Annotated in this window: 22 protein-coding genes and 1 pseudogene; 2 read left to right on the forward strand and 21 right to left on the reverse strand. The window is 47.5% G+C overall.

Annotated features, from left to right (window positions below; translation table 11 throughout):
* Positions 1 to 3: 3 nt before the first annotated feature.
* The 12 genes from ACYVEA_RS25580 to ACYVEA_RS25635 all read right to left on the reverse strand — a co-directional run bounded on the left by ACYVEA_RS25580 (position 4) and on the right by ACYVEA_RS25635 (position 8,535).
* The gene (locus ACYVEA_RS25580; protein WP_461116271.1) at positions 4 to 897 is read right to left on the reverse strand and encodes a helix-turn-helix domain-containing protein; all 894 of its coding nucleotides are present in this window, start codon (positions 895 to 897) and stop codon (positions 4 to 6) included.
* A gap of 201 nt (positions 898 to 1,098) precedes the next feature.
* The gene (locus ACYVEA_RS25585; RefSeq protein ID WP_461116272.1) at positions 1,099 to 1,620 is read right to left on the reverse strand and encodes a MaoC family dehydratase; all 522 of its coding nucleotides are present in this window, start codon (positions 1,618 to 1,620) and stop codon (positions 1,099 to 1,101) included.
* 39 nt (positions 1,621 to 1,659) lie between these two features.
* Positions 1,660 to 2,133, reverse strand: coding sequence for a Dps family protein (locus ACYVEA_RS25590; protein WP_461116273.1), 474 nt, complete (start codon positions 2,131 to 2,133; stop codon positions 1,660 to 1,662).
* A gap of 22 nt (positions 2,134 to 2,155) precedes the next feature.
* Positions 2,156 to 3,157: a type I glyceraldehyde-3-phosphate dehydrogenase gene (locus ACYVEA_RS25595; RefSeq protein ID WP_461116274.1), complete on the reverse strand. Its 1,002-nt coding sequence runs from the start codon at positions 3,155 to 3,157 to the stop codon at positions 2,156 to 2,158.
* A 100-nt stretch (positions 3,158 to 3,257) separates the two neighbouring features.
* A complete protein-coding gene (locus ACYVEA_RS25600; protein ID WP_461116275.1) occupies positions 3,258 to 4,190 on the reverse strand; it encodes a ring-cleaving dioxygenase in 933 nt (310 codons plus the stop codon).
* Positions 4,191 to 4,291: 101 nt separating this feature from the next.
* Positions 4,292 to 4,696, reverse strand: a complete 405-nt coding sequence (locus tag ACYVEA_RS25605) for a response regulator (RefSeq protein WP_461116276.1) — start codon at positions 4,694 to 4,696, stop codon at positions 4,292 to 4,294.
* Between the two features lie 105 nt (positions 4,697 to 4,801).
* A complete protein-coding gene (locus ACYVEA_RS25610; RefSeq protein ID WP_461116277.1) occupies positions 4,802 to 5,587 on the reverse strand; it encodes an alpha/beta fold hydrolase in 786 nt (261 codons plus the stop codon).
* Positions 5,588 to 6,128: 541 nt separating this feature from the next.
* Positions 6,129 to 6,305, reverse strand: coding sequence for a hypothetical protein (locus tag ACYVEA_RS25615; RefSeq protein ID WP_461116278.1), 177 nt, complete (start codon positions 6,303 to 6,305; stop codon positions 6,129 to 6,131).
* A gap of 53 nt (positions 6,306 to 6,358) precedes the next feature.
* Positions 6,359 to 6,484, reverse strand: a complete 126-nt coding sequence (locus ACYVEA_RS25620; protein WP_461116279.1) for a hypothetical protein — start codon at positions 6,482 to 6,484, stop codon at positions 6,359 to 6,361.
* A gap of 477 nt (positions 6,485 to 6,961) precedes the next feature.
* Positions 6,962 to 7,153: a carboxypeptidase-like regulatory domain-containing protein gene (locus tag ACYVEA_RS25625; protein WP_461116280.1), complete on the reverse strand. Its 192-nt coding sequence runs from the start codon at positions 7,151 to 7,153 to the stop codon at positions 6,962 to 6,964.
* 81 nt (positions 7,154 to 7,234) lie between these two features.
* The gene (aqpZ, locus tag ACYVEA_RS25630; protein ID WP_461116447.1) at positions 7,235 to 7,960 is read right to left on the reverse strand and encodes an aquaporin Z; all 726 of its coding nucleotides are present in this window, start codon (positions 7,958 to 7,960) and stop codon (positions 7,235 to 7,237) included.
* Positions 7,961 to 7,986: 26 nt separating this feature from the next.
* Positions 7,987 to 8,535 (reverse strand): hypothetical protein, encoded by a 549-nt coding sequence (locus ACYVEA_RS25635; RefSeq protein ID WP_461116281.1) that lies wholly within the window; start codon positions 8,533 to 8,535, stop codon positions 7,987 to 7,989.
* Between the two features lie 773 nt (positions 8,536 to 9,308).
* On the opposite strand from ACYVEA_RS25635, the gene ACYVEA_RS25640 reads away from it, so the two are divergent.
* Positions 9,309 to 9,947 carry a hypothetical protein gene (locus tag ACYVEA_RS25640; protein WP_461116282.1) on the forward strand — a complete coding sequence of 213 codons (639 nt, stop codon included), beginning with the start codon at positions 9,309 to 9,311 and terminating at the stop codon, positions 9,945 to 9,947.
* 185 nt (positions 9,948 to 10,132) lie between these two features.
* On the opposite strand, the pseudogene ACYVEA_RS25645 reads toward ACYVEA_RS25640, so the two are convergent.
* From ACYVEA_RS25645 to ACYVEA_RS25665, 5 genes and pseudogenes are all read right to left on the reverse strand, one after another.
* A pseudogene (locus tag ACYVEA_RS25645) lies at positions 10,133 to 10,675 on the reverse strand (DUF481 domain-containing protein); the annotation flags it as partial.
* A gap of 11 nt (positions 10,676 to 10,686) precedes the next feature.
* Entirely contained in the window at positions 10,687 to 10,920 is a 234-nt protein-coding gene (locus ACYVEA_RS25650; protein ID WP_461116283.1) for a hypothetical protein, read from the reverse strand.
* A 74-nt stretch (positions 10,921 to 10,994) separates the two neighbouring features.
* Entirely contained in the window at positions 10,995 to 11,243 is a 249-nt protein-coding gene (locus ACYVEA_RS25655) for a hypothetical protein (protein ID WP_461116284.1), read from the reverse strand.
* Positions 11,244 to 11,463: 220 nt separating this feature from the next.
* Entirely contained in the window at positions 11,464 to 11,688 is a 225-nt protein-coding gene (locus ACYVEA_RS25660) for a hypothetical protein (protein WP_461116285.1), read from the reverse strand.
* 481 nt (positions 11,689 to 12,169) lie between these two features.
* Complete coding sequence (locus tag ACYVEA_RS25665) at positions 12,170 to 13,993, reverse strand: 7TM diverse intracellular signaling domain-containing protein (protein ID WP_461116286.1); 1,824 nt, start codon at positions 13,991 to 13,993, stop codon at positions 12,170 to 12,172.
* 226 nt (positions 13,994 to 14,219) lie between these two features.
* On the opposite strand from ACYVEA_RS25665, the gene ACYVEA_RS25670 reads away from it, so the two are divergent.
* A complete protein-coding gene (locus tag ACYVEA_RS25670; RefSeq protein WP_461116287.1) occupies positions 14,220 to 14,921 on the forward strand; it encodes a DUF421 domain-containing protein in 702 nt (233 codons plus the stop codon).
* 153 nt (positions 14,922 to 15,074) lie between these two features.
* Here ACYVEA_RS25670 and ACYVEA_RS25675 read toward each other — a convergent pair whose 3' ends face one another.
* From ACYVEA_RS25675 to ACYVEA_RS25690, 4 genes are all read right to left on the reverse strand, one after another.
* A complete protein-coding gene (locus ACYVEA_RS25675) occupies positions 15,075 to 16,127 on the reverse strand; it encodes a glycoside hydrolase family 43 protein (protein WP_461116288.1) in 1,053 nt (350 codons plus the stop codon).
* A gap of 93 nt (positions 16,128 to 16,220) precedes the next feature.
* Positions 16,221 to 17,327, reverse strand: a complete 1,107-nt coding sequence (locus ACYVEA_RS25680) for an endo-1,4-beta-xylanase (RefSeq protein ID WP_461116289.1) — start codon at positions 17,325 to 17,327, stop codon at positions 16,221 to 16,223.
* A gap of 43 nt (positions 17,328 to 17,370) precedes the next feature.
* Positions 17,371 to 19,293, reverse strand: coding sequence for an alpha/beta hydrolase-fold protein (locus ACYVEA_RS25685; protein WP_461116290.1), 1,923 nt, complete (start codon positions 19,291 to 19,293; stop codon positions 17,371 to 17,373).
* A 159-nt stretch (positions 19,294 to 19,452) separates the two neighbouring features.
* Positions 19,453 to 20,592, reverse strand: a complete 1,140-nt coding sequence (locus ACYVEA_RS25690) for an alpha/beta hydrolase-fold protein (protein WP_461116291.1) — start codon at positions 20,590 to 20,592, stop codon at positions 19,453 to 19,455.
* Positions 20,593 to 20,613: the final 21 nt, after the last annotated feature.

The raw sequence follows: 20,613 nt of genomic DNA on the forward strand, positions 1-20,613 counted from the left end.
TAGTTAATTTAAGGAAGGCTGTAAAAATGCGTTTCTTACGCGAGTAGGAACAAGCAAACTTCGTCGGTACTCCGTAGGCGTCGTCTGGTAATACCGTTTGAAAAGCTTATTAAGGTGGCATATATCAGTAAACCCAAATTCGTCTGCTATCTGCGAAATTGTCATGCTACTCAACCGTAGCCTTGTTTCTACCAATTGAAGTTTATACCGAATGATGTACTGATTGATGGATTCGCCCGCCTGTTGTTTGAATAGAGCGCTCAGGTGGCTTTGGGAATAATTGAACACATCGGCCATTTTCTCCATGCGCAGGTGATCCGGCATGGTTATATGCTGGCAGATGTACATGCCAATTCGCTGCATCAGTGAAGCCGCGCTAACAGTGGACGAAGTTAATCCCTGATGTTGAGCAAGTTGACGCTCAACCAAGCTCAGAATCGTTTTCATTAGGGCCTCTACGATTTGGTTCGAAATCAATGGTCGGTGGTTTTTCTGTTCCGTTAACAGGATGTCGACCAACGCATTCAGATTTTGTTGCTCGATGCGGTCTGTAACGATACTACCCACGAGTCGATGACTGGTCGTAAGTGCGCGCTCTTTGATTTGTTGCCAGCCGTCTGTCCCGGGCGTCGTCAATCCAGTCATGTAAAGTTCAGTGAAGGAAAGACAGTAAAAACAGGTCATTTTATCAATTAAAAAATAATGGCTGTCTAAATGTCCCAGAAAGAATATATCGCCGGCCTGATAAGCGAATCGATTGCCATTAATTATATGCTGCCCACTGCCGGTTCGGATCAGGATGAGTTCAAAGTGGTTGTGGTTATGAACTGGGTAAGGCCATTGGTTCGTTTCTACTACCTGAACCTTCAAGAGTTCATGCTGCATGTTGCGTTTCATACTGGGAAGTGTTCTGGATGGATATATTGACTTAACCACTTCGAACAACTTTGCCAATAAAATGCCAAACTCAAAATAGTACTGAACAATCAAGTATTTTAAATTAATCTACTGATTGTCAATCCATTTGGAATTTTTCGCGATTTAAGCCACCTCCAAATAAATTGGAGAGTCCATTATATTTGGAGGTAGGCACTAGAGTTATTGCTTCATTCTATTGGTACCGGTTCGCAGCAGGTACTTATGTTGCCCAGAAAGCACAAGCTCACCTCGCTGATTATAAACGGTTGCAGCCGTTACGACAATGCCCGTTTCGCCCTGCGTAATGAGGTCTATAATTTCCAGAGACGGGTACAGGGTATCCCCGGAATGTACTTCTAGCAAAAACTGGCAGGATACCTCACTGAAGCTGATGAATACTTCACCGATGTAGTGTGGAAACAACGTAGCACCCGGCGCCGTAAAGGCCAGCACCTGAAGTCCGTGAACAACCGGTGCAGTATGTCCATGGCTGCGTGCCCATTCGACATCGTAGTGAACGGGATGATTGTCGCAGGAGACTGTTTGAAAAGCTGACGCATGGGCGTCCGTCAAAGTACGGCTCGGAGCGCGAAACACATCGCCGATTTGCAGGTCCTCAAACGTTTTAGCCGGAACGACCAGGTAAGTGTTCGGGTCGAATGGATTGTTGTTACCCGATGAACTAGTTGCCGTTGGTTTCATTGGATACGTTCGTTTGTTATGTGAATCGTCGAATTCAGTTTACTTTAGGTGTGCCCGTAACATCCAGGCTATTTTTTCGTGCTTTTCCATTATTCCTGTCACAAAATCACTTGTCCCGGCGTCCTGATGGGCCTCCTCGAATTCGTTGATATTGGCGCGAATAAATTCGATGATACTCTCATGGTCACTCAGCAATTTTCTGATCAGGCTATGGCTATCGTTCCCATCTTCGTCCTGCTCGGTCAGGTGAGTGAGTTGAAGAAAGTTTTTTAGCGTAGCCGGGGCGTAATGACCTAACTGCCGGATACGCTCCGCTACTTCATCGACCATCGCGGCCGACTGGTTGTACAAGTCCTCAAAGTAGAGGTGTACCGAATGGAAGTCTATGCCCTCCAGATTCCAGTGGGCGTTCAGCGTTTTTGTGTAAAGGACAAACTCATCGGCCAGCAGTTTGGCTAGCGTATGGGCAACGACTTCCCGATTCTCGGGCGAAATACCGATACTTGTTTTCATGAATGATAGTTTTATAAGTTGATCAGATTCGTTCAGCCAGAAATGTGGCAACTTCAGCCAGGCGATTCGAAAATCCCCATTCGTTATCATACCAGGCCGCTACCGACAGTAGATTACCTTCTCTGGCTGTCAGGGGTAAATCAATAATGGATGAATGCGGGTCGGCTACAATTCGGGACGAGGCCCACTCACCCTCCAGTACATCCATGACCCCTTTAAGCGGGCCTTCAGCAGCGGCTTTTCGGAATGCATCATTGACTTCCTGTACCGTGCAATCTTTTTTAGTGATTAAATTCAGTTCGGCAATACTGCCCGTGCGCGTCGGGACGCGGTACGCTTTGCCCGTAATTTTCAGGTCCTTCCAAATAAATTGCAAAGCCCTGGCCGCTCCCGACGACGAAGGAATTATATTCTCGGCCGCAGCCCAGGAGTCACGACGATCTTTCATCGGCTGGTCTGTTATAGACTGGGTATTGGTATACGAGTGTACCGTCGAAAAAAGGCCGTACTGGATACCAAAATTTTCCTGAATCACATTGACCACTGCTGCCAGCGCATTTGTTGTGCAGCTACCCATGCTGATAATGTGATGGTTAACTGGATTGAATGTGTCCAGATTGATGCCTTTCAGGAGTACGGCGTCACAATCGGCCAGGGTTTTGCTGGGCGCGCTGATGAGCACGTACTTAGCCCCTCGGTCAAGGTGTACCTGCGCTCCGGCACGGGTTGTTGCCCGACCTGTGCAGTCCACAACTAAATCAACACCAAGCGAACCCCAATCAGGTACTTCTTTCAACGAATTGATATAAGGAATTGTCTGTTCGCCTATTGTTAGCTTGCCATCGCTTCCGGAAACAGGTTTCGGCCATCGACCGTAATTGGTGTCGACAGCAAACAGTGCAGCCAGGGTCGGCTCGTCCCGAATGTCGGCAACGGCCACTGGAACAAACAGGTTTTGCTGTAAGCCTATACGCAGGAACTGCCGCCCGATGCGGCCAAATCCATACAAAGCTATTGTAGCCATGTGGTGTATTTATTAAAGATCAGTTAGTCTGGTTACTGAAGATTAGTGAATGGGTGGGTTTAACGTAACTCGCAGCAGTCGGATGCCTGGTGTATGCTTATTATGAGGCCAATACAGGAAGTGTTTTTTCAATACGCGCTCTGGAGGGTTCGTACTGCTTCGGGAGTTTTAGATGGCTGCCCAATTCCTGTAGAGGCTCATCGACGGTGAAGCCGGGATTGTCGGTTGCGATTTCAAACAGAACGCCACCTGGTTCGCGGAAATAGAGTGAAAAGAAATAATCCCGATCAATTTTCGGGGTTATCTGTAATCCTTTGCTCAGGATCTTCTCCCGGAATTCCATCTGGATAGTCTCATTGGCGACCCGGAAGGCTACGTGATGATTAGTGCCAGCGGCATTTTTGCCTGTCATGCCGGCTGGTTCTTCCAACAAATCGACTATTGATGCCGTAGCAATGGCATCGGTCACGAACCGGTAGCGATTAGCCTCCTGCGCTTGTAGCGTATACCCAAAAATGTCGGTCAGCACATGGGCAGTGGCCTCAATTTTTTGCAGGCTTAACGTTACGCTATGAAATCCCTGGGTCGCCATGTCTTGCTTGATATCGGCGGTTTCCCAGGCGGGTCGCTCATCCGAATGCTGAATCAGGGCAATCGCCAATCCATCGGGATCAGTAAAAGGTAAATACGTTTCCCCAAAGCGCTCCGCTTGTTCACCCATAGACACGCCAAACTCTCTAAATCGCCCCGCCCAGTTATCCAGGCTTCCAGTCGGTACGGAATAACCAATTTCAGTTGCCATACCGACACCGCTTCTACCGGGGCCAATACCTTCCCAGGGGAAAAAGGTAAGAATGGTACCGGGGGTTCCATTTTCGTTGCCGTAGTAAAAATGATACGTAGTGGGGTCATCAAAGTTGACAGTCTTTTTCACCATCCGAAGTCCCAGCACGTGCGTATAAAAATCGTAGTTGCGCTGCGCGTTGTTTGCGATAGCCGTGATGTGATGAAGGCCTAAAATACGGTTGTCCATACCTGGTTGATGAGTTGTCATTATTTGTATCCATTGCGGATTTACTTACCTCAGTAAATCTTCTGATTAAGAGTTAGTTATTGTGCAAGATAGTTAAGCGTTCAGCTTACCGGAAGCGAAAGAAAGCAGGTTTTTATGGCGTCGGCAATCCGGTCATATTCGCCTACCTGCATTGGTTTTTTGATAAAGGAATTTATTCCTTTCGCATAGGCTGATGTTATTAGCTCTGGCTGGTCACTGGTTGAGAGCATGACAACCGGCGTAGAAAATAGTTGATTTTGCGCCCGAATGAATACCAGCGTTTCCAGGCCATTTAATCCGGGCATGTTCATATCCAGGATGACTAATTGAATAAAATTTGTTTGCAGCAGAGCTAGCGCTTCTTCACCATTTTTGGCCTCCAAAACAGCCGAATCGTCGATGATCCGCTCAATCGCCTGACGCAGAAAATAACGATCATCGTCATCATCGTCTGTCAGTAAAATGGTAGTATGTCTTTGGTACATAGTCAACTACAGTAATCTATGAGCAGATTCTTCGTAAAAGCTCAACCGGATCTCCCACTCTTAAGCTAATTCAATCAATACTAAAAGTGGGCGCCCGGTCATTATTTACATCGGCTTTACTTTGCTGGCCGCTTCTAAAATAAACGCAGCCACTTTATCCGGCTGCGCCAGCATGGCAACATGGCTGGATTTGAGTTCAATGGTAGTAGCCTTGAGTTTTTTGGCCAGCGTTCGTTCCAGATCCGGATTAATCATTCGGTCATTAGCCGCCACGACATACCAGGAAGGTTTATTTTTCCAGGCTGCTTTAGTGATTTTTTCTTTTAATGCCGTGAACGCTTGTGGTCCCTGCGTTGCCACCAGTAACTTCCGTTCAGATTGGGGTAAATCCTGCGCAAAATCTTCATTAATTCCTTTGGGCGACATGCTGACAAACCCATAGGCATCCGGTTTTATTTCGTCATTGCCCGGTGTAGAGGCTGCGGTCTGTACCAGTTCCAGAAAAGACTGCCCTTCATCAGGAGCAGCGGCAGCTACGTAAACAAGCCCAGCCACCTTATCATGGTTACCCGCTTCGGTAATGACTACGCCCCCCCAGGAATGACCCACTAATAAAACTGGCCCCTTCATTAATTCGATGGCTCGTTTAGTAGCCGCCACATCGTCACCCAGGGAGGTAAGTGGATTTTGTACGGCTATTACGTTAAATCCCTTAGCTTCTAGTAATGGAATTACCTTAGACCAACTTGAGCCATCAGCCCACGTTCCGTGAACCAATACTACATTTTTTACTCCGGTAGCCGATGCCTGAGCCGAAACGTTCCGGGCTGTTGAAAGAAGTATGGCAATACTAAGTGATGCGCATAAAACGGCGCGATTAATTGTCCACATGGTTGTTGAGAATTAAGAATTGGTTGATTTGAATATAGGTTTTGTAAAACAGATAGAATCAAGGTGGTATTAGGTTGAGTGCGTTATTCATCGCTTATATATGGTTGAATTGATTGATTTACCGGATTGGGACTCAAGAACTTGATGAAGTTTGACTTCCGGCTTTTGTCGAAACAAACCTACCAGGAGAAGGCCTTAAAAAAGCGGTACAAACAGATGGTATTCCAGTAAAAAGAGGGGGTTTCAACCGTTGCTAAACAACGAACAATCAATGAAAGACCTGAAATGATGAAACCAGGAAGACAAGATGCCTCAGCTAATTGACTGATAGGGTCAATTGATTGTAGTATTTTTAAAATTATGCTATCCCTATAGGCTATTTTGATATACTTAAATAATATTGCCTACCAAAAGCTTGTGCTAGAATAGATTAGGAGCTCGTAATGTCCTGTTGATATGGGGATTGTGCTGCCGTTAGGAGAGAGTAAAATCATTCAGTTAGACCTCCAAATAAAATCAGAACAAGACATCCTAGCAGACTTTAATCTTCAGCCAGCCAGCTCGACGTATTTGCTAACACCAGGGTGTATGACCCATAATAATACCCGGCACTGACCTGATCAGATAGGCCCGGCTTCACGCGGGCCGTGGCTGGATAGCATAAATCAGTGGGCAGGGCTATTGACGAACTAGCCACCAGGTGCATGTACTGAGCCATTCGGGCATACAACAGTTTAAAGGAGTGGCGTTCGTTGATCAGGTAACGGCCCGCTAGTCGAGGTTCCAGATTGGTGTATAGGTTGTTCTGTACAAAAAGATTCGAATATTGAAGTCCGGTGTTAACTTGCCAGCAATGGCCCCATTGCCGATCATTGTTGGCGTACGGAGCGAATTCAATCGTGTTGATCTGGGTACCGGGCTGTGATTTGAGGGCCTCCGAAATTTCACCTGTCGTACTGACAATATTGGCGTTGAAATAGTAATTAGTGAACGGAGCTCCGAAGTGTAGGTTATTGCGGGGATCCGGGCTGAAACTAAAATTAGCTTTGCCGCCCCAATCGCGAATCGAGGAGGCAATGAGTAGCGAATTATTGCCTACATTGGCCGCTATATGGTAGCGAAACCGGGTATACTGCCCGCTGAAGTTTGAGAACAGACGGGGATCTTTAAATAGATGATTCCACCGAAGTGATCTTGTTGCATTCCCTCTCCAGCAATGGATGGTACCTTTTTGAGTAGGCTCATGGGTAGATCAATGATACTCATCTGTGTACTGTTGATGTGATTACGTAGCTTGTCCGTTGAAGCACTCACCACGACCTCCTTGATTAGTATGCCAGCCGCCTTCAATTTTATGTTTTCCAGGTTGACGTTCTATTTGCTGAGGTCCACCTGCGGGATGATTGTGGTATACCCCGTATAACTCATCCGCAACGTGATGGGTGAGGCTGGCAAGGTCAGTGAAAGTGAAAAATAATCATAAGCATTCGTGACAGTTCCTGTTTGGGTACCCGCCACCACAATGGTGGCAGCTATTAACTGCTCGTTAATCGTAGTATCAATCAACCGAAGCCTGGGAGGCTAAACCGTCGAATCACACGTATAAAAAGCGATCAGCAACGTTTAGTAGCGCGTTGCTGATCGCCGTTATTTCTTATTGACCTCAACGGCGTTTTCAAAGATTCCTTTCCAGACGATTGCGGCCAGAATGCCACCCAGAACTGGCGCGATCAAAAATAACCACAGTTGCTCCATCGCTTTGCCCCCAGCAAAAAGAGCGGGTCCGAGGCTACGGGCCGGATTGACGGACGTACCGGTAATGGGAATCGCAACCAAGTGAATTAGTACTAGAGTCAGACCAATTGCTAACCCCGCCATGGTCGGATTAGCCCAGCTAGCCGTTGTCTTGAAAATGACCAGAATGAATAAAAACGTCAGGACTGTTTCCGTGATAAACGCAGATTTCATACTGTAAGCGCCCAAATACCCCGGCCCCCAGCCATTGGAGCCTAAAGCCCATTCCGTCATCATAAAACCAGGTGCTCCAGCCTGGATAACATACAAAACCCCGGCAGCCAGGATTGCTCCTATAAATTGCGCGCTAATATAGCCGACTGCTTGACCGGGTTTAATTTTACCCGCGACCAGCATCGCAACCGTGATCGCTGGATTAATATGACAGCCCGAAATGGGGCCAATGGCGTAGACCATAACCACCACCGATAGGCCAAACGCCAACGAAATGCCCAGCAAGCCAATACCAACCGGACCGGTTGATGTAATGCCGGATATGCCTGCGGCTCCGCAACCAAACAGGACCAGCGAAAAGGTACCGATGAGCTCGGCCAGATTTTTTTCAAGGAAGAAGTTGATTTACTCGTGATGTGGTATCACGAAGGTTACTTTTTAAGGCCGAAGTTCTTTGAAATTCCAAAACCTGCACCACTCCCAAACGCTACGTGAAAACTGGTAGCTGATTCGGGGATGCCCGCAAATTTCTGCGAGCTGAAGCTGAGCGATCCGAATGTGAAATTGAGTGCGAAACTATTTTTCAGGTTCACTCCGATGGCGGGAAAGAGCGTTCCCTGGAAACCTGTATAAGAGGTCGTGTTGGTGGTTTCTCCGGATAAATAATTGGCATTGAACTGGCCATAGATGGCAAATATGCCGGCCAGCGGTTGGGTATATCGAATGAATGGACCTACGGATACATTGGATGATTTATCCGTATCCTTTGCCCCGTTCAAATTTAGATTTACCCCAGCCGTCCAGTGGTCGTTCCATTGATAACCAACGCCGGGTGCAAAGGAATAACTATTGTAAGTGACCCCATTAACTTTTTGAGAATCGAAGCCTACATTTCCGTAGAACAGTAACGTACTACTTTGTGCATTTACACCTACTGTACTCATTGCTGCTATGAACAGCAGTAAACTTACTTTTTTCATCGTCTTATTTAATACTGTTGGTCGCGATCTAAGTTAATTGGACCACCCTGTAGACGAGAATAAAGTGAGAAGTAACAAAGAAGATTGGCTTATATCACCAGGATCAATTTAGTTGATTATTTTCTAGCATATGTTCGATGTGGCGTTAAAAAAAATGTTTTCTTCCTGTTACTTTTACCCACTTACCACATCTAATTAATACGTTCGGGCAATCTTTTTCTTCATCGCTTTTGATACCGAAATAGAGAAAGACGAGTGGTTTGGCCGGTGAACCAGATTACTCTCTTTCTCGCTTGCTAAGAAATAGTAATAACAACTATTTCTGTTACAGCCAGCTCCTTTTGGGGGCTGGCTGTTTTTATAGAGGAGAATATAGGGGTGTGTTGGAAAATAAGCCTGAGCAATTTGACAGTAAAAATGGACGAGAGCGCCCTTGAATATCGAATGTATAATGCGCAAATCGACGTAGAATTATACGTCTATGTTGCCTTACCAATGGTTGTAAACGTACATACAACGTAGCAGAGGAATGAAAATTAAGAGTCCTGAAAAAAGTAGCTTGTATTTCGAAAGTTTACAGTTTTTTCAAGTTTCGGGAAAAACTCATACGTATTGCTGGTCTATTGAATAGCTGAATTTTACAATTTTCAGCAATAAAGGCTCTTTAGTTTTGCGGTTAACTCTACAGGGTTTACTAACATCTGGTATCGATTTGAGAGGCATAAAACTCTACCTCGAAAACCAGAAGCAGAACGCTAAAGGGACCTATTATTATGCGAACATTATTTATACTGGCGAGCTTTTTTGGATTAGGCGCTTGCCAGAGTACTACGCAAAAATCGGATCAGGCTCAGACCGATACCACAGCCGTTATACCGGATACCGTAGCCCAAACAGAGAAACCGTCGAACTTTTTCGTGCTAACGTCCTGGGCAACGACCGATCGGAACAAAGCAATGGCTTATGTGCCCAACCAGCAAAAACAATTAATGGGCCTCTGGCGTAAAGGCATTGTCGAAAATATTTATTACAATCAGAAAGGGAAGTTTGCCGATGGACAACCCCTGGTCCTGATTGGGTTTTTCCTGAAAGGCCTGACCGAAGCCCAAGCCCATCAGGCCCTTGATACAACGGATGTAGTCAAAACGAATCTGGCGAATTATTCGCTGCAACTGGTTGGTCAACCTGTATTTGGACGTAGTGATAAAGCCTTGACGATTTCAGCTGCAGGGACTGAAACGTATGCCGTTATCTGGGCTTTCCTGGTCAACCGGGATAGCCTGGATCGTGCCGTTCTGGGTGAACAGATGAACCTTAATATCAGGCTTCAGCGAGAAGGGATATATCGATTTACGGTCTTCCGCGGCCAATGCGGAAGGCATTCAGCCAGCGGTTTACTTTATCAATGCTAAAAGTGAAGCCGAAGCCCGTCGTGTGCTCGATGCCATGCCATTGGTGAAATAGAAACAGGCGGTCTATGGCCTGCACATGTTGGGCAGTTCCTGGCCGGGTCAACGCCTAACTAGTTTTTGATGTATCCTGCCATACCTATATAGCAGGATACATCAGTAAATCATATTCTTCCCTGGATTGGGTTTTAGTCCTCATCAATATCGGCTTCTTTCTTGCTTTTGAAGATGTTGGTAACCGTTATGCCGAAAGTGAGCAAGAAATCATAGCTAGACTTGTCCACCAGCACCACATTCTCATAGACGTACTCCAGATTACCCCGCAACGCTACGTACCGTCCAAGCGGGACCTCAGCGCCAGCCAGCGCATTTACGCGAAGGTTGTGGCTCTGAAACGCCGGTTGCCAGGCCACTTCATAGACCAGCCGCATTCGATCGCCCGGCAGCGTCTGGGTGCCAGCCGCAAACACCTGCAATCGTTCTCTGCTAATTATATCGCTGGTCCCGTCGTAGTTTTCAAAGCGGTTACCTGCATATTTACTACGCTCATACAGAACGGCGCTGCCCAATCGTGAGTAACTCTGCTGAGTACCGAATACCCGGTATGCAACGTCAGGCCCTACCTGATACTGAGCGTCGATTCCCCGTCGTAAACTTTTTGCCATCGATACGATCACAAAAGGATAGAATCGTCGTCTTTGGCCGTACGAAAGAATGTTACGGGAGGTGACATCGTTGGTTGTTACGTCATGGTCCCGGTTTTATAGGTGTACGAGGTGCCCGAAAAAAATCCCCACTGCGGTCCATTATGGGCTAGCTCTGCCCGGGAGGAGCCAATAAAATCATTCACGTTACCGCCCAGAATGAGGACAGTCGCCGTAATTCGGTATTGCCAGCGTGTAGTATCCGCTTCATTAACCTGGCTAAACGCCGGTAAGCACAAGTTCATCAATAAACAGGTAGTCAGTAGTCGCATAAAAATAAGATAATGCCCGATGTGTCACGGTCGTTCGATTGGGCCGTTTGTAAGCCGGACGCAAAGTTGACTATTCAGGCACGGGCATCCTTGTACGATTCGGCCAATGTTCGGCGGGGTTGCCAATCAAAGAGCTGTTGTAAGTGAATGCAGGGCGTTTCGGTTGGCGGAGAACAGAGAATGGTGGATACGGCTTTCACATCCAGTACTGCACGTACTGGATGTGAAGCGATACCGGGCTGTCCTAATGATAAATCGGGAGTAGTCACCAGCGGGCTAAACGTAGCACTGCCTGTTAGGAGAGACCTTAGTACGTTAGACAATGTATACGCGAAGAGCCCTGATAGGTTGCTTACGGTGTCGGTAAATTGAATCGGACTAAAATCGCGCGTAGATAAAGTGTGTATAACTCGAAAATAAAACGGACAACGTGCCGACAGCTTAATGATCGGTTGGCTTCTGGTAAGGCTATAGCGACTGTTATTCGGTTTAGTATGACCTTGATCCGAAAAATCCCTATCTTTTGGAAACGCTGCCAGCAGCTTACTGCCGCTCAACGATGAATAGCCATTCATCCCACTCCAAATTGCTCTTTTCTCCCTTATACGTAGTTAATCGAACGGTTTCGAGTTTGGTCAATCGTTCATTTATAGCCCAGACTTGGTCGGATAAAAACGCTCTATGTGGAGTTCTGGTAATGCCATTGGAAGGAAATACCGGCATCACTAATAGAAGCAGGAAGGGTATAGTTACTTTTATCAGTCTCATCGATTTTCTTCGTTTGTGGCTTATCGTAAATCAACTCATATTACCAGTAGTTGTGGCGATTGGCTCGGCATGTACCGGTAGGCTGGAAACCGTCAGGCCGACACAGGGGCAGCTACGTATTGACACTGTCATAACGGTATCGCCCAGGTAGACGGCAGAGTTCCTTTCTGACCGTCCAAGCCATAACCCAACTATCAGCTTACCAGCTAGCCAAGTACAGAAGAGCGATCGGCAGACCCACAGATGGGTCACTAATAAAGAAGTTAAAACGAAAGGGAGCATTTTTGTCAAGGTCTGGTTGAGTTAGTCTAGAAGTAGAATTACTGTGTAAAGCACTCCTAATTTCCTGCTATCACCAAAAATCAAGCATAGACAAAGTGTGTACACCTCACGTAATGTGCTGACTAAAAGGAAGATAAATTGGCAATCAGCTTCAGGTAAGCAGGGTAAGGTAGGCTTGTAGCGAACTGAGCCGGATCATTCAGTGGGGTATATCAGGTTCGCTAACCGCCATTTTCTTATACAACCGGGTTTTTGCCCGTCGTACGCTGGCCGGATCAATATTAAGCAAGGCGGCAATTTCTTTCGTCGAGAGATTGATATGAAAATAGGCGTAGAGCCGAACCTCATGCTTAGTCAGAGACGGGTGTTTAGCTAGCAGATTATCAAAAAAATCAGGGTGCACTTGTTCAAAATGGATTTTAAATTTTCCCCAGTCGGCATCCAGATACTGATCGCTTTGTAGGATTGACTCGATGCCTTTCAGCTCTTGCTGGCTGACTGTTGGATGCCGGTTGGTCAGCTTCACTAATCGTGCTTTAAGATCAGCAAGCAACTCGTTTTTCTGAACCAAATACAGGGTCGTAGAAGCCAGCTCCCGTTGGTTGGTCTCCAGCTGTTGCTGTAGCAATTCGTTTTTGGTTTTTTCGTGTCGGATATTGGCATTGATTTTTTGGTTTTCCAGTTCGGTGAGTTGGTAGCTCAATTCCATTTCCCGCATATCGAACTGGTGCTGCAGAGCTTCGGCGTCCCTGGTCGTTAGTTCCTGCTGAATTAATTTCGTTCGGGCTACCAACGGTATTGAGAATGTGAGCGCTTGTGTGATAATAGCCAGATCAGGTAATAACGTACTTTCAGCTTTGTTAAAGCTCACAAATACGTGAAACAAAGTGGTGGCCAGTATAAAGAGTAGAGGTAGAATCGTCGCCAATAAAAAAGGACTGGCTGCCGGTAACCTGCGCATATAGCCAATGATGCAAGTCCAAATAATACAAGCGATCAAAAAGAGCGCCAAAATGTTATGATACCATAACGTATGGGATTCCAGATAAACCAGACAGCTGTTAATGACCAACAGAATAAAAGAAAATACACCATAGGTGTATAACCCATACCTGAGCATGAAATCCAATCGGGGTAACGTAGTAGACGTATCTAAGTAGGTGCGGGTCAGTTGCACCAGACCAAATAAGATGAGCATAATACTAAGATGCTGCAATAAATTACCCAGGTCATAATAGATAAGGTGGCCATTGGGCAGCAATCCGATTGTGAAGACCGGGCACGGAAAAAGAACTTGGAAAAACTGTTTATAGTCCGTCAAATAGATCATTCCGCCTATCTGCACAAGTAGATAAAAAAGAACGATTTTATGTTTGAAATTAAAATAGATAATTAAGTTGTTCAGAAAGAATAGGAACAATACCGACATTGATGCAATCCAGATAATGAGCATAAATTGGTCATTCCGGTCAGTAGTAGCTTGTTTCTCAAGGCTTATTACTGGTTTGATGGCCTTGGTGGATGGGTAGCGTACGTCGACATGTATATATAGTATGGTTTCAGCGTGACCCTGAGCGGCAAAAGTCATCAGGTTCCGATTGCGACGGCCCATGTTGGGTGCATAGGCCCCTCCCTGCTGAGAAATCCAACGCTGCGTATTCTGGTTGAAATAATACAGGGTATTATTTAGAGAAGGTTGGACCGATACATTGTAGAATTCGTCATAGTGAGCTGAATTAGCTATGACCACTTTTAGCCAGTAATACGTTGCCTCGACTGGCCGGAGGGAATCATCCGGCACAAAGCGGAGAATGGTATCAGTACGAACTTGATCAAGGGTATAGCCCTGGTCGATCAGCAGGGCATAGCTTTTAATTTGCGCTGTAGAATGATCCTTTAGCGCATCTGCGGTTTGGGCATATGCCATCACCGGAATGAATACAAGCAACAGGATAATTTTAAGCAACTGGTATTGATTGATGAAAAGTTGATAAACCAGCAAATCGGTTGCTCTATATTCCAACAAATTAAGCGTTATTTAAATAGTTAATCATATAGTATACAGTAAGTTTAAAAACTTGCCTTTTTACTGTCGTACTACCTGCCGTCAGGGGCCGGCTGAACACATCGCAAAAGACGGAGTTGGATAACTATAATGAAGTCAATACAGACTTGATGGATAGGCGGCCTCTTCCAAAATGGCCAGCCAACCTGCATCTGAATTAAACTAATAAGCTTCTATCTACTGAATGAAAGACTACGAACTTACCGATTGGCATCGCATTTTGTTGGGTGAACTGCCTGGACACTTCCTGGTAGAGGTGGGGGTCAGAACACTGATTATGTTTACGGTTATTTTCATTAGCCTGCGGGCCACGGGAAAAACAACCGTCCGCCAGCTAACCGTCGTGGATTTAGTGCTGATCGTGGGTTTGGGGTCTGCCGCTGGTGATCCGATGTTTTATCATGATGTCGGCTTGTTACCTGCCTTGCTTGTTTTTAGCGTAGTGGTCCTTGTATACAGGATCTTGACTCGCTGGGCTGCTACGTCCACCAGGGCTTCGGATTGGATCGAAGGCAAAACCATTCTGTTAATTGAAGATGGGCAGTTTGCCATTGATGAGTTCAAGAAAGAACAACTGGGCCAGGATGAGTTTTTTATGGAATTGCGCGAACGCGGTATCGAACATCTGGGGCAGGTACGCAGAGCCTATTTAGAGTCGAGTGGCAACGTGAGTCTGTTTTTCTATGAGGATGAGCAGGTAAAACCGGGCTTGCCAATTTTACCTGAATTATTCTGTCAGAAATCAGTGTACAGTGCTCAGGCAGGTATATACGCTTGTAGCTTTTGTGGTCAGGTAGAAACACTGCTTTCGCAGGTCTCGGTTAGTTGCTCACACTGTCAGCATACAGAGTGGGTAGTCGCTTTAAAAACCCGGCGGATAAGTTAGCGAGCCAAGCGTGTAGTATCGGGCCGACGCAGGAATGCATGCACGACAGCCATACCGACGTTTGTCGCCAGTACAATGGCAAGGACCACCCCGCTTCTCTTTTACGGCTGCATCAGTCCTACCATAATAAAAAAATACCTCTTCAACCCATGATTACTTGTAGGCGTCAATCGGTTTAATTGTGCCGTCTGGATTATAGGTCAGTTCGGTTACTTTCACATTCCGGAGGTGGGTCTTTCCCGAGAGTTGTACATCGTGGTAGAACAGATACCATTTGTTTCCCACCTGCACGATGGAATGGTGATTCGTCCAGCCGAGAACGGGTTTCAGCACAATGCCTTTGTAGGTAAAAGGGCCGTACGGGTTGTCGCCTATAGCGTAGCAAAGGTTATGCGTATCGCCCGTCGAATACGAGAAGTAATACTTGCCATTGTACGTATGGAGCCAGGCGGCTTCGAAAAACCGTTTGTCGTTGTCCTTTTCTAAAAAGGGTTTTCCGTTCTCATCTAGAATCTGCACCTCTCGAACCGGCTCGGTGAAGCTTTTCATGTCGGCACTCAACCGGGCTACGCGGGGTAAGTAAGCTACTTCATCTTTCTGCTTCAACGCTCCTTTCGGATCGTACTGATTGTCACTCCATCGCTGCAACTGACCGCCCCAGATACCTCCGAAGTAGAGATACGCTTTGCCATCAGTATCCTGAAATACAGTAGGGTCGATGCTATAGCTCCCCTTTATTGGCTCCGGTTCGGCCTTAAACGGTCCCGTTGGGCTTTTGCTGGTTGCCACGCCGATGCGAAAAATATCCTGTTTGTCCTTGACCGGGAAATAAAGGTAATACGTACCATTCTTGACTGTAGCATCAGGTGCCCAAAGCTGACGCCCGGCCCAGGGGATGTCTTTAATATCAAGCGCTACGCCATTGTCTTTAACGGGCCCACCAATCTTATCCATCGACAGCACATGGTAGTCACGCATAGCAAAGTGCCCACCTTCGTCATCCTCTTTGACATCCTTCGCATCAATGTCGTGCGAGGGATAAATATAAATTTTACCGTTGAAGACATGAGCTGATGGATCGGCCGTATAGATATGCGATACTAAGGGCTGGGAAATTGGGGTTTTGCCTCCGCTGGTTTGCGCGAGGGCCGTCAGCGAGCAACCGGTTAAGGCTGTCAGGGCTAGTGTTGTGTATAGATGGTTCATCAGATTTTGTTACGTTACTTTAGGCTTGACGGAATAGTAGCTGGAAAGGCATAGGGCAGAAAAGCAACCTTTACGGATAGATCGCGCTGCGGTTTACTTCTTCAACGCAATCACGTTGTAAAAAGCAGGCTTGGGCTGGTTGTTCCGGTCGAACAAGAGCGGGTAGCTGGTGCGGCCCCGGATAGGCCAATTGTTCAGCCAGCTATCAGCATCGTTGACACCCCAGAAGGTGACGCGGGTGACTTTGTCTTTATGCTTGAGAAAAAGCCTGAATAGTGCTTCGTAATCAGCGGCCAATTGTTGCTGAACGCTATCGGGTAAAGCAGTAGGGTAGGGGTTCGACTCGGCGTTAGCGGTCATTCGCTGACCTACATCGGCTCCCTGGAAGTTGCGGGGCAGCACTTCAATATCCAGTTCGGTAAACATGACTTTTACGCCCAAAGCCGCGTATTGAAGAATGCTTTCCTCAATGTCTTTCAGCGGTACTTTCCCAACGTGCCAGTGGCCCTGAATACCAACCCCGTCGATACGTACCCCAGCGGCCTTAACTTTTTTGATGAGTTCAAGACAGCCCGCTCGTTTGGCAGGTTGTTCGTTGTTATAATCATTATAATACAGCTCAGTCTTGGGGGCGGCCTGTTGTGCCAGTCGGAATGCTTCGGTGACGAAATTATCGCCGAGGTATTGCAGAAACACTGATTTGCGCATCGTTCCATCCTCATTCAGCGCTTCGTTGACCACGTCCCACGAAAGCACCTTTCCGTCATAGCGACCAGCTACCGTTTTTATGTGGTTGGTAAAGAAGGCTCGGATGGAATCGGCGCTGTGAATACCCCGGATGAACGACGGTAATTGGCTATGCCAGATCAGCGTGTGCCCGTTGATCTTGATGTTATGCTTTTTGCCAAAGGCAATCAGCTTGTCCGCCATCTCAAAATTGTACGTATCCCATCCCGGATGGATCAGCGCCGATTTCATGATGTTCTCCGGCGTCGCCCTATTAAACTGACGTACGATGAAAGCTGTCATTTGCGGGTCTCGTTCCTCAATTTGGGCATTGTTCAGCGCCGTTCCGATGCCGAAATCCTTTTTGAAGGTTTCTTTTAACGAGGGGATATTTTGCGCCGACGCCTTATCCGGTACGGATGCGTTTAACAGGGCAATGGCACTGATGGCGACAAGGTGTTTTTTAAGAACCATGAGCTGTATCGTTTTGAACTAAGTCTGGTTATAATGAAGCGACCTATTTAAAAAGCACCTGAGCAAACTGAAACAGGTCATGCCGCCAGACGGGCCAGGTATGACCGCCGGGGTATTCGCTGTAGCTGTACTTGACGCCCATCTCATCGAATTTCTTCATCATGATCTGGCAATTTTGATAGGCGATATCTTCCTTGCCGCCCATCGAAATCCACAGCGGTTTCAGGTTGGTGTTGATGGCCGCTACGTTGGTCTTCATAAAGGCATATTGCGGGTCGGTCAGCGCAGGGTTATTGGCGAACCAGCCTGAGCTGAACACGCCCAGCGCCGAGAACATATCGTTGTTTTTAATGCCTGCATACAGCGTCTGTAAGCCACCCATCGACAAACCCGCCAGTGCCCGGTTTTTAGCGTCGGTTTCTACCCTGAAATTGCTTTCCACAACCGGAATGGCGGCCAGCTTCAATTCGTTTTCAAAGGCCTTCAGCACGTTTTCGTTGAAGCCCGCCAGGCCACCGGCGCTCACGTTACCGTCGAGCATCACGATTACCATCGGTTTTGCTTTTTTCTCGGCGATCAGGTTGTCGAGTATCATGTCCGTTTTGCCCTGCGTAGCCCAGCCCCGCTGATCTTCGCCACCGCCGTGCAGCAGATACAGCACCGGGTATTTCTCTGTCGTTTTGTCGTAGCCGGGCGGTGTATACACGTACATTTCGCGCCATGTATTCGAGGCTTTCGAGAGGTAGCGCTTAATGCGAGTATCGCCATGGGGTACATCTTTCATGGCGTAAAAAGCCCCGTCTTTGTCTGGAATCTCAATGCCGCTGGCCATGCGGCCCATACCGTAAAAGGCTTCGCTGGCTGGGTCGGCGATGGCTACCCCATCGATCAGCAGCGAGTAATAATGAAAGCCCCGACTGATAGAATCGGTGGTGGCGGTCCAAAAGCCGCTGGTGTCCTTCACCATGTCGTATTTCTTGCCCAGGTCGACCTGCACCTTTTGCGCATCGGGCGCTTTGACGCGAAACACGACGCGGTTATCAGGTAGAATCTGCGGGTATTTGGCGTTGCGGGCATTGGTTGCTGCGGGTGTACCCAATACGCTGTATTTGGTCAGCGAGGCCACATCGACTGGCTTGAACAGGAACTGCGAGAACATATACAGTCCGTTTTTCCAGACCTTGAAATCATGACCGCCCGGTTCGACGTAGTAGATATGGGGTACCCCATTCTGGTAGAGGTAGTCGTGGGTACGCTTGCTGAACGAAATCAAACCATCGGCATCTCCACAAGAAATCCAGAGCAGCTTCAGCTTTTGTTTAGCGTCGGCGGGGTTGGGCACCAGTTCTTCGGGGCGTTTGGTATTGGGAGCTGACGAGAAACCGCCCACCCATGCAAACTTATCCAGATTCCCCAGCCCGAAATTCAGCGACTGCCCGCCCCCCATCGAGAGTCCGGCAATAGCGCGTTGTTCGCGGTCAGTCAGCGTAGGGTACTTCTTTTCAATAAACGGAATTAGATCATTAAGCAAATCTTTTTCAAACGTAGCAAAGGCTTCGACCTTGTCTTTCTCAAATACGTTACCGATGGCCCGATCATCTTTCATGGCGCGGCCGTTGGGCATCACCACGATCATCGGCTGGAGTTTGTTTTCAGCGTATAGATTATCCAGAATAACCTGGGGTTTGCCACCGTTTAGCCATTCTTTTTCATCGCCCCCAATGCCGTGGAGCAGATAGAGGACAGGATACTTTTTCTTTTTGGAATAACCGGGTGGGGTATAAATCAACGCTTTCCGGGTAGTACCCACGGTTTTAGACGGATACGCAACCGAGTCGAGTTTTCCGGTGGCAATACTCGTCCGTGCCTGGTCAAAGCCTTTCGGAGCCTCTTTTTCGATTTGTTGGGCGTGACTGGTGACGTTTAGCAGGCTCAGGGCAGTCACTACGAATATGAATCGTTTCATGATTATAAGTTTTTGTTATACAGCGTTTTTTGTCATTCCGACACCAGGAGGAATCTTCGGTTGAGGCTTATAATACCTCCGGCTACAGAAGATCCCTCCTGGTGTCGGAATGACAAAAAAAAGCTACAAAGGGCCTAATAGAGGCCGTCCATTTATCGTCTATTTTTTAAAGATCAGCCCTGCGTACTGCCGAAGTGACCGACGCCAGGTTTGCCACTCGTGCAACGTACCCGGCGACTCGTAATACACATGCTTGATGCCCGCTTTTTCCAGCGCTTCATGGAAGCCTTTCACGCCGGTGTACATCCGCTCCGGTTCTTTAGTGCCAATGCTTACATACACTACTTTCATTTTCTTGTTGAAAGCGTCGGCATCGGCCCAGGCGCCGTCATAAAGCTGTTTTATGTCGGCGCCCGGCTGCAAACGACCCGCTCCGCTGAACCCACCGATGTAGGCAAACTTGTCGAGGTTGGTCATCGTGGTCTGGAATGTTTGAAAGCCACCCATCGACAGCCCCGCCATAGCCCGGTTATCCCGATCGGTCAGCGTTCGAAACGACTTGTCGATCATCGGGATAACCTCTTTTACCAGTACCTCAGGAAACACATTGCTGGTCATGCCGCCGGTAGCGCTGACGGGTTTAGTCGGGTCGGTTGCATAGCCGCGTTCCATGACTACGATCATGGGGGTTGCTTTGCCTTCAGCAATCAGGTTATCGAGAATGAAATCCATTTTACCCTGCGTCGGCCAGCCGGTTTCATCTTCGCCCGAGCCATGTTGTAGGTACAGCACGGGGTAGCGCTTCTTCGGATTGTCGTCGTAGCCGGGGGGCGTGTACACGTTGGCCCGTCGCCAGGCTTTGGTCATGTCGGAGTAGTAATTGACCGAACGTACCTGACCATGAGGCACATTTTTAGGTTGATAATACGCCATGTCTTTGTCTGGAATGTCAATACCGCTGGCCATGCGCCCCATGCCATAAAACGTCTGGCTCGATGGATCACAAATGGCGATACCGTCGGCAATGAGCGAGTAATAGTGAAAGCCTTCGCCGACGGGTTCCGTTGTGACGGTCCAGAAGCCGCTGGTATCTTTTACCATGTCGTACTTCTTCATCAAGTCAATTTGCAGCTTACGGGCGTCGGGTGCTTTCACCCGAAACACTACCCGATTGTCGGGCAATATCTGCGGGTATTTCTGCCCCGGAATGTTGGTCGATGCGGGCGTTCCGGCGTTTTGGGCCCGAGCCGGTACCGTCAGGGCCATACTGCCAATGAGTAATGCGATGATCGTTTTCATGGTAAGGTTTAGAACTAGTAA

Source organism: Spirosoma jeollabukense, assembly GCF_054777855.1.

Excerpts from the sequence above, each read along its gene's own strand:
- ACYVEA_RS25690 (WP_461116291.1), bottom strand. The coding sequence starts at position 20,592 with ATGAAAACGATCATCGCATTACTCATTGGCAGTATGGCCCTGACGGTA.
- ACYVEA_RS25675 (WP_461116288.1), bottom strand. The coding sequence starts at position 16,127 with ATGAACCATCTATACACAACACTAGCCCTGACAGCCTTAACCGGTTGC.
- ACYVEA_RS25605 (WP_461116276.1), bottom strand. The coding sequence starts at position 4,696 with ATGTACCAAAGACATACTACCATTTTACTGACAGACGATGATGACGAT.
- ACYVEA_RS25680 (WP_461116289.1), bottom strand. The coding sequence starts at position 17,327 with ATGGTTCTTAAAAAACACCTTGTCGCCATCAGTGCCATTGCCCTGTTA.
- ACYVEA_RS25615 (WP_461116278.1), bottom strand. The coding sequence starts at position 6,305 with ATGGCTCAGTACATGCACCTGGTGGCTAGTTCGTCAATAGCCCTGCCC.
- ACYVEA_RS25650 (WP_461116283.1), bottom strand. The coding sequence starts at position 10,920 with ATGCGACTACTGACTACCTGTTTATTGATGAACTTGTGCTTACCGGCG.
- ACYVEA_RS25640 (WP_461116282.1), top strand. The coding sequence starts at position 9,309 with ATGCGAACATTATTTATACTGGCGAGCTTTTTTGGATTAGGCGCTTGC.
- ACYVEA_RS25580 (WP_461116271.1), bottom strand. The coding sequence starts at position 897 with ATGAAACGCAACATGCAGCATGAACTCTTGAAGGTTCAGGTAGTAGAA.
- ACYVEA_RS25685 (WP_461116290.1), bottom strand. The coding sequence starts at position 19,293 with ATGAAACGATTCATATTCGTAGTGACTGCCCTGAGCCTGCTAAACGTC.
- ACYVEA_RS25600 (WP_461116275.1), bottom strand. The coding sequence starts at position 4,190 with ATGGACAACCGTATTTTAGGCCTTCATCACATCACGGCTATCGCAAAC.
- ACYVEA_RS25635 (WP_461116281.1), bottom strand. The coding sequence starts at position 8,535 with ATGAAAAAAGTAAGTTTACTGCTGTTCATAGCAGCAATGAGTACAGTA.
- ACYVEA_RS25585 (WP_461116272.1), bottom strand. The coding sequence starts at position 1,620 with ATGAAACCAACGGCAACTAGTTCATCGGGTAACAACAATCCATTCGAC.
- ACYVEA_RS25670 (WP_461116287.1), top strand. The coding sequence starts at position 14,220 with ATGAAAGACTACGAACTTACCGATTGGCATCGCATTTTGTTGGGTGAA.
- ACYVEA_RS25660 (WP_461116285.1), bottom strand. The coding sequence starts at position 11,688 with ATGAGACTGATAAAAGTAACTATACCCTTCCTGCTTCTATTAGTGATG.
- ACYVEA_RS25595 (WP_461116274.1), bottom strand. The coding sequence starts at position 3,157 with ATGGCTACAATAGCTTTGTATGGATTTGGCCGCATCGGGCGGCAGTTC.
- ACYVEA_RS25610 (WP_461116277.1), bottom strand. The coding sequence starts at position 5,587 with ATGTGGACAATTAATCGCGCCGTTTTATGCGCATCACTTAGTATTGCC.
- ACYVEA_RS25590 (WP_461116273.1), bottom strand. The coding sequence starts at position 2,133 with ATGAAAACAAGTATCGGTATTTCGCCCGAGAATCGGGAAGTCGTTGCC.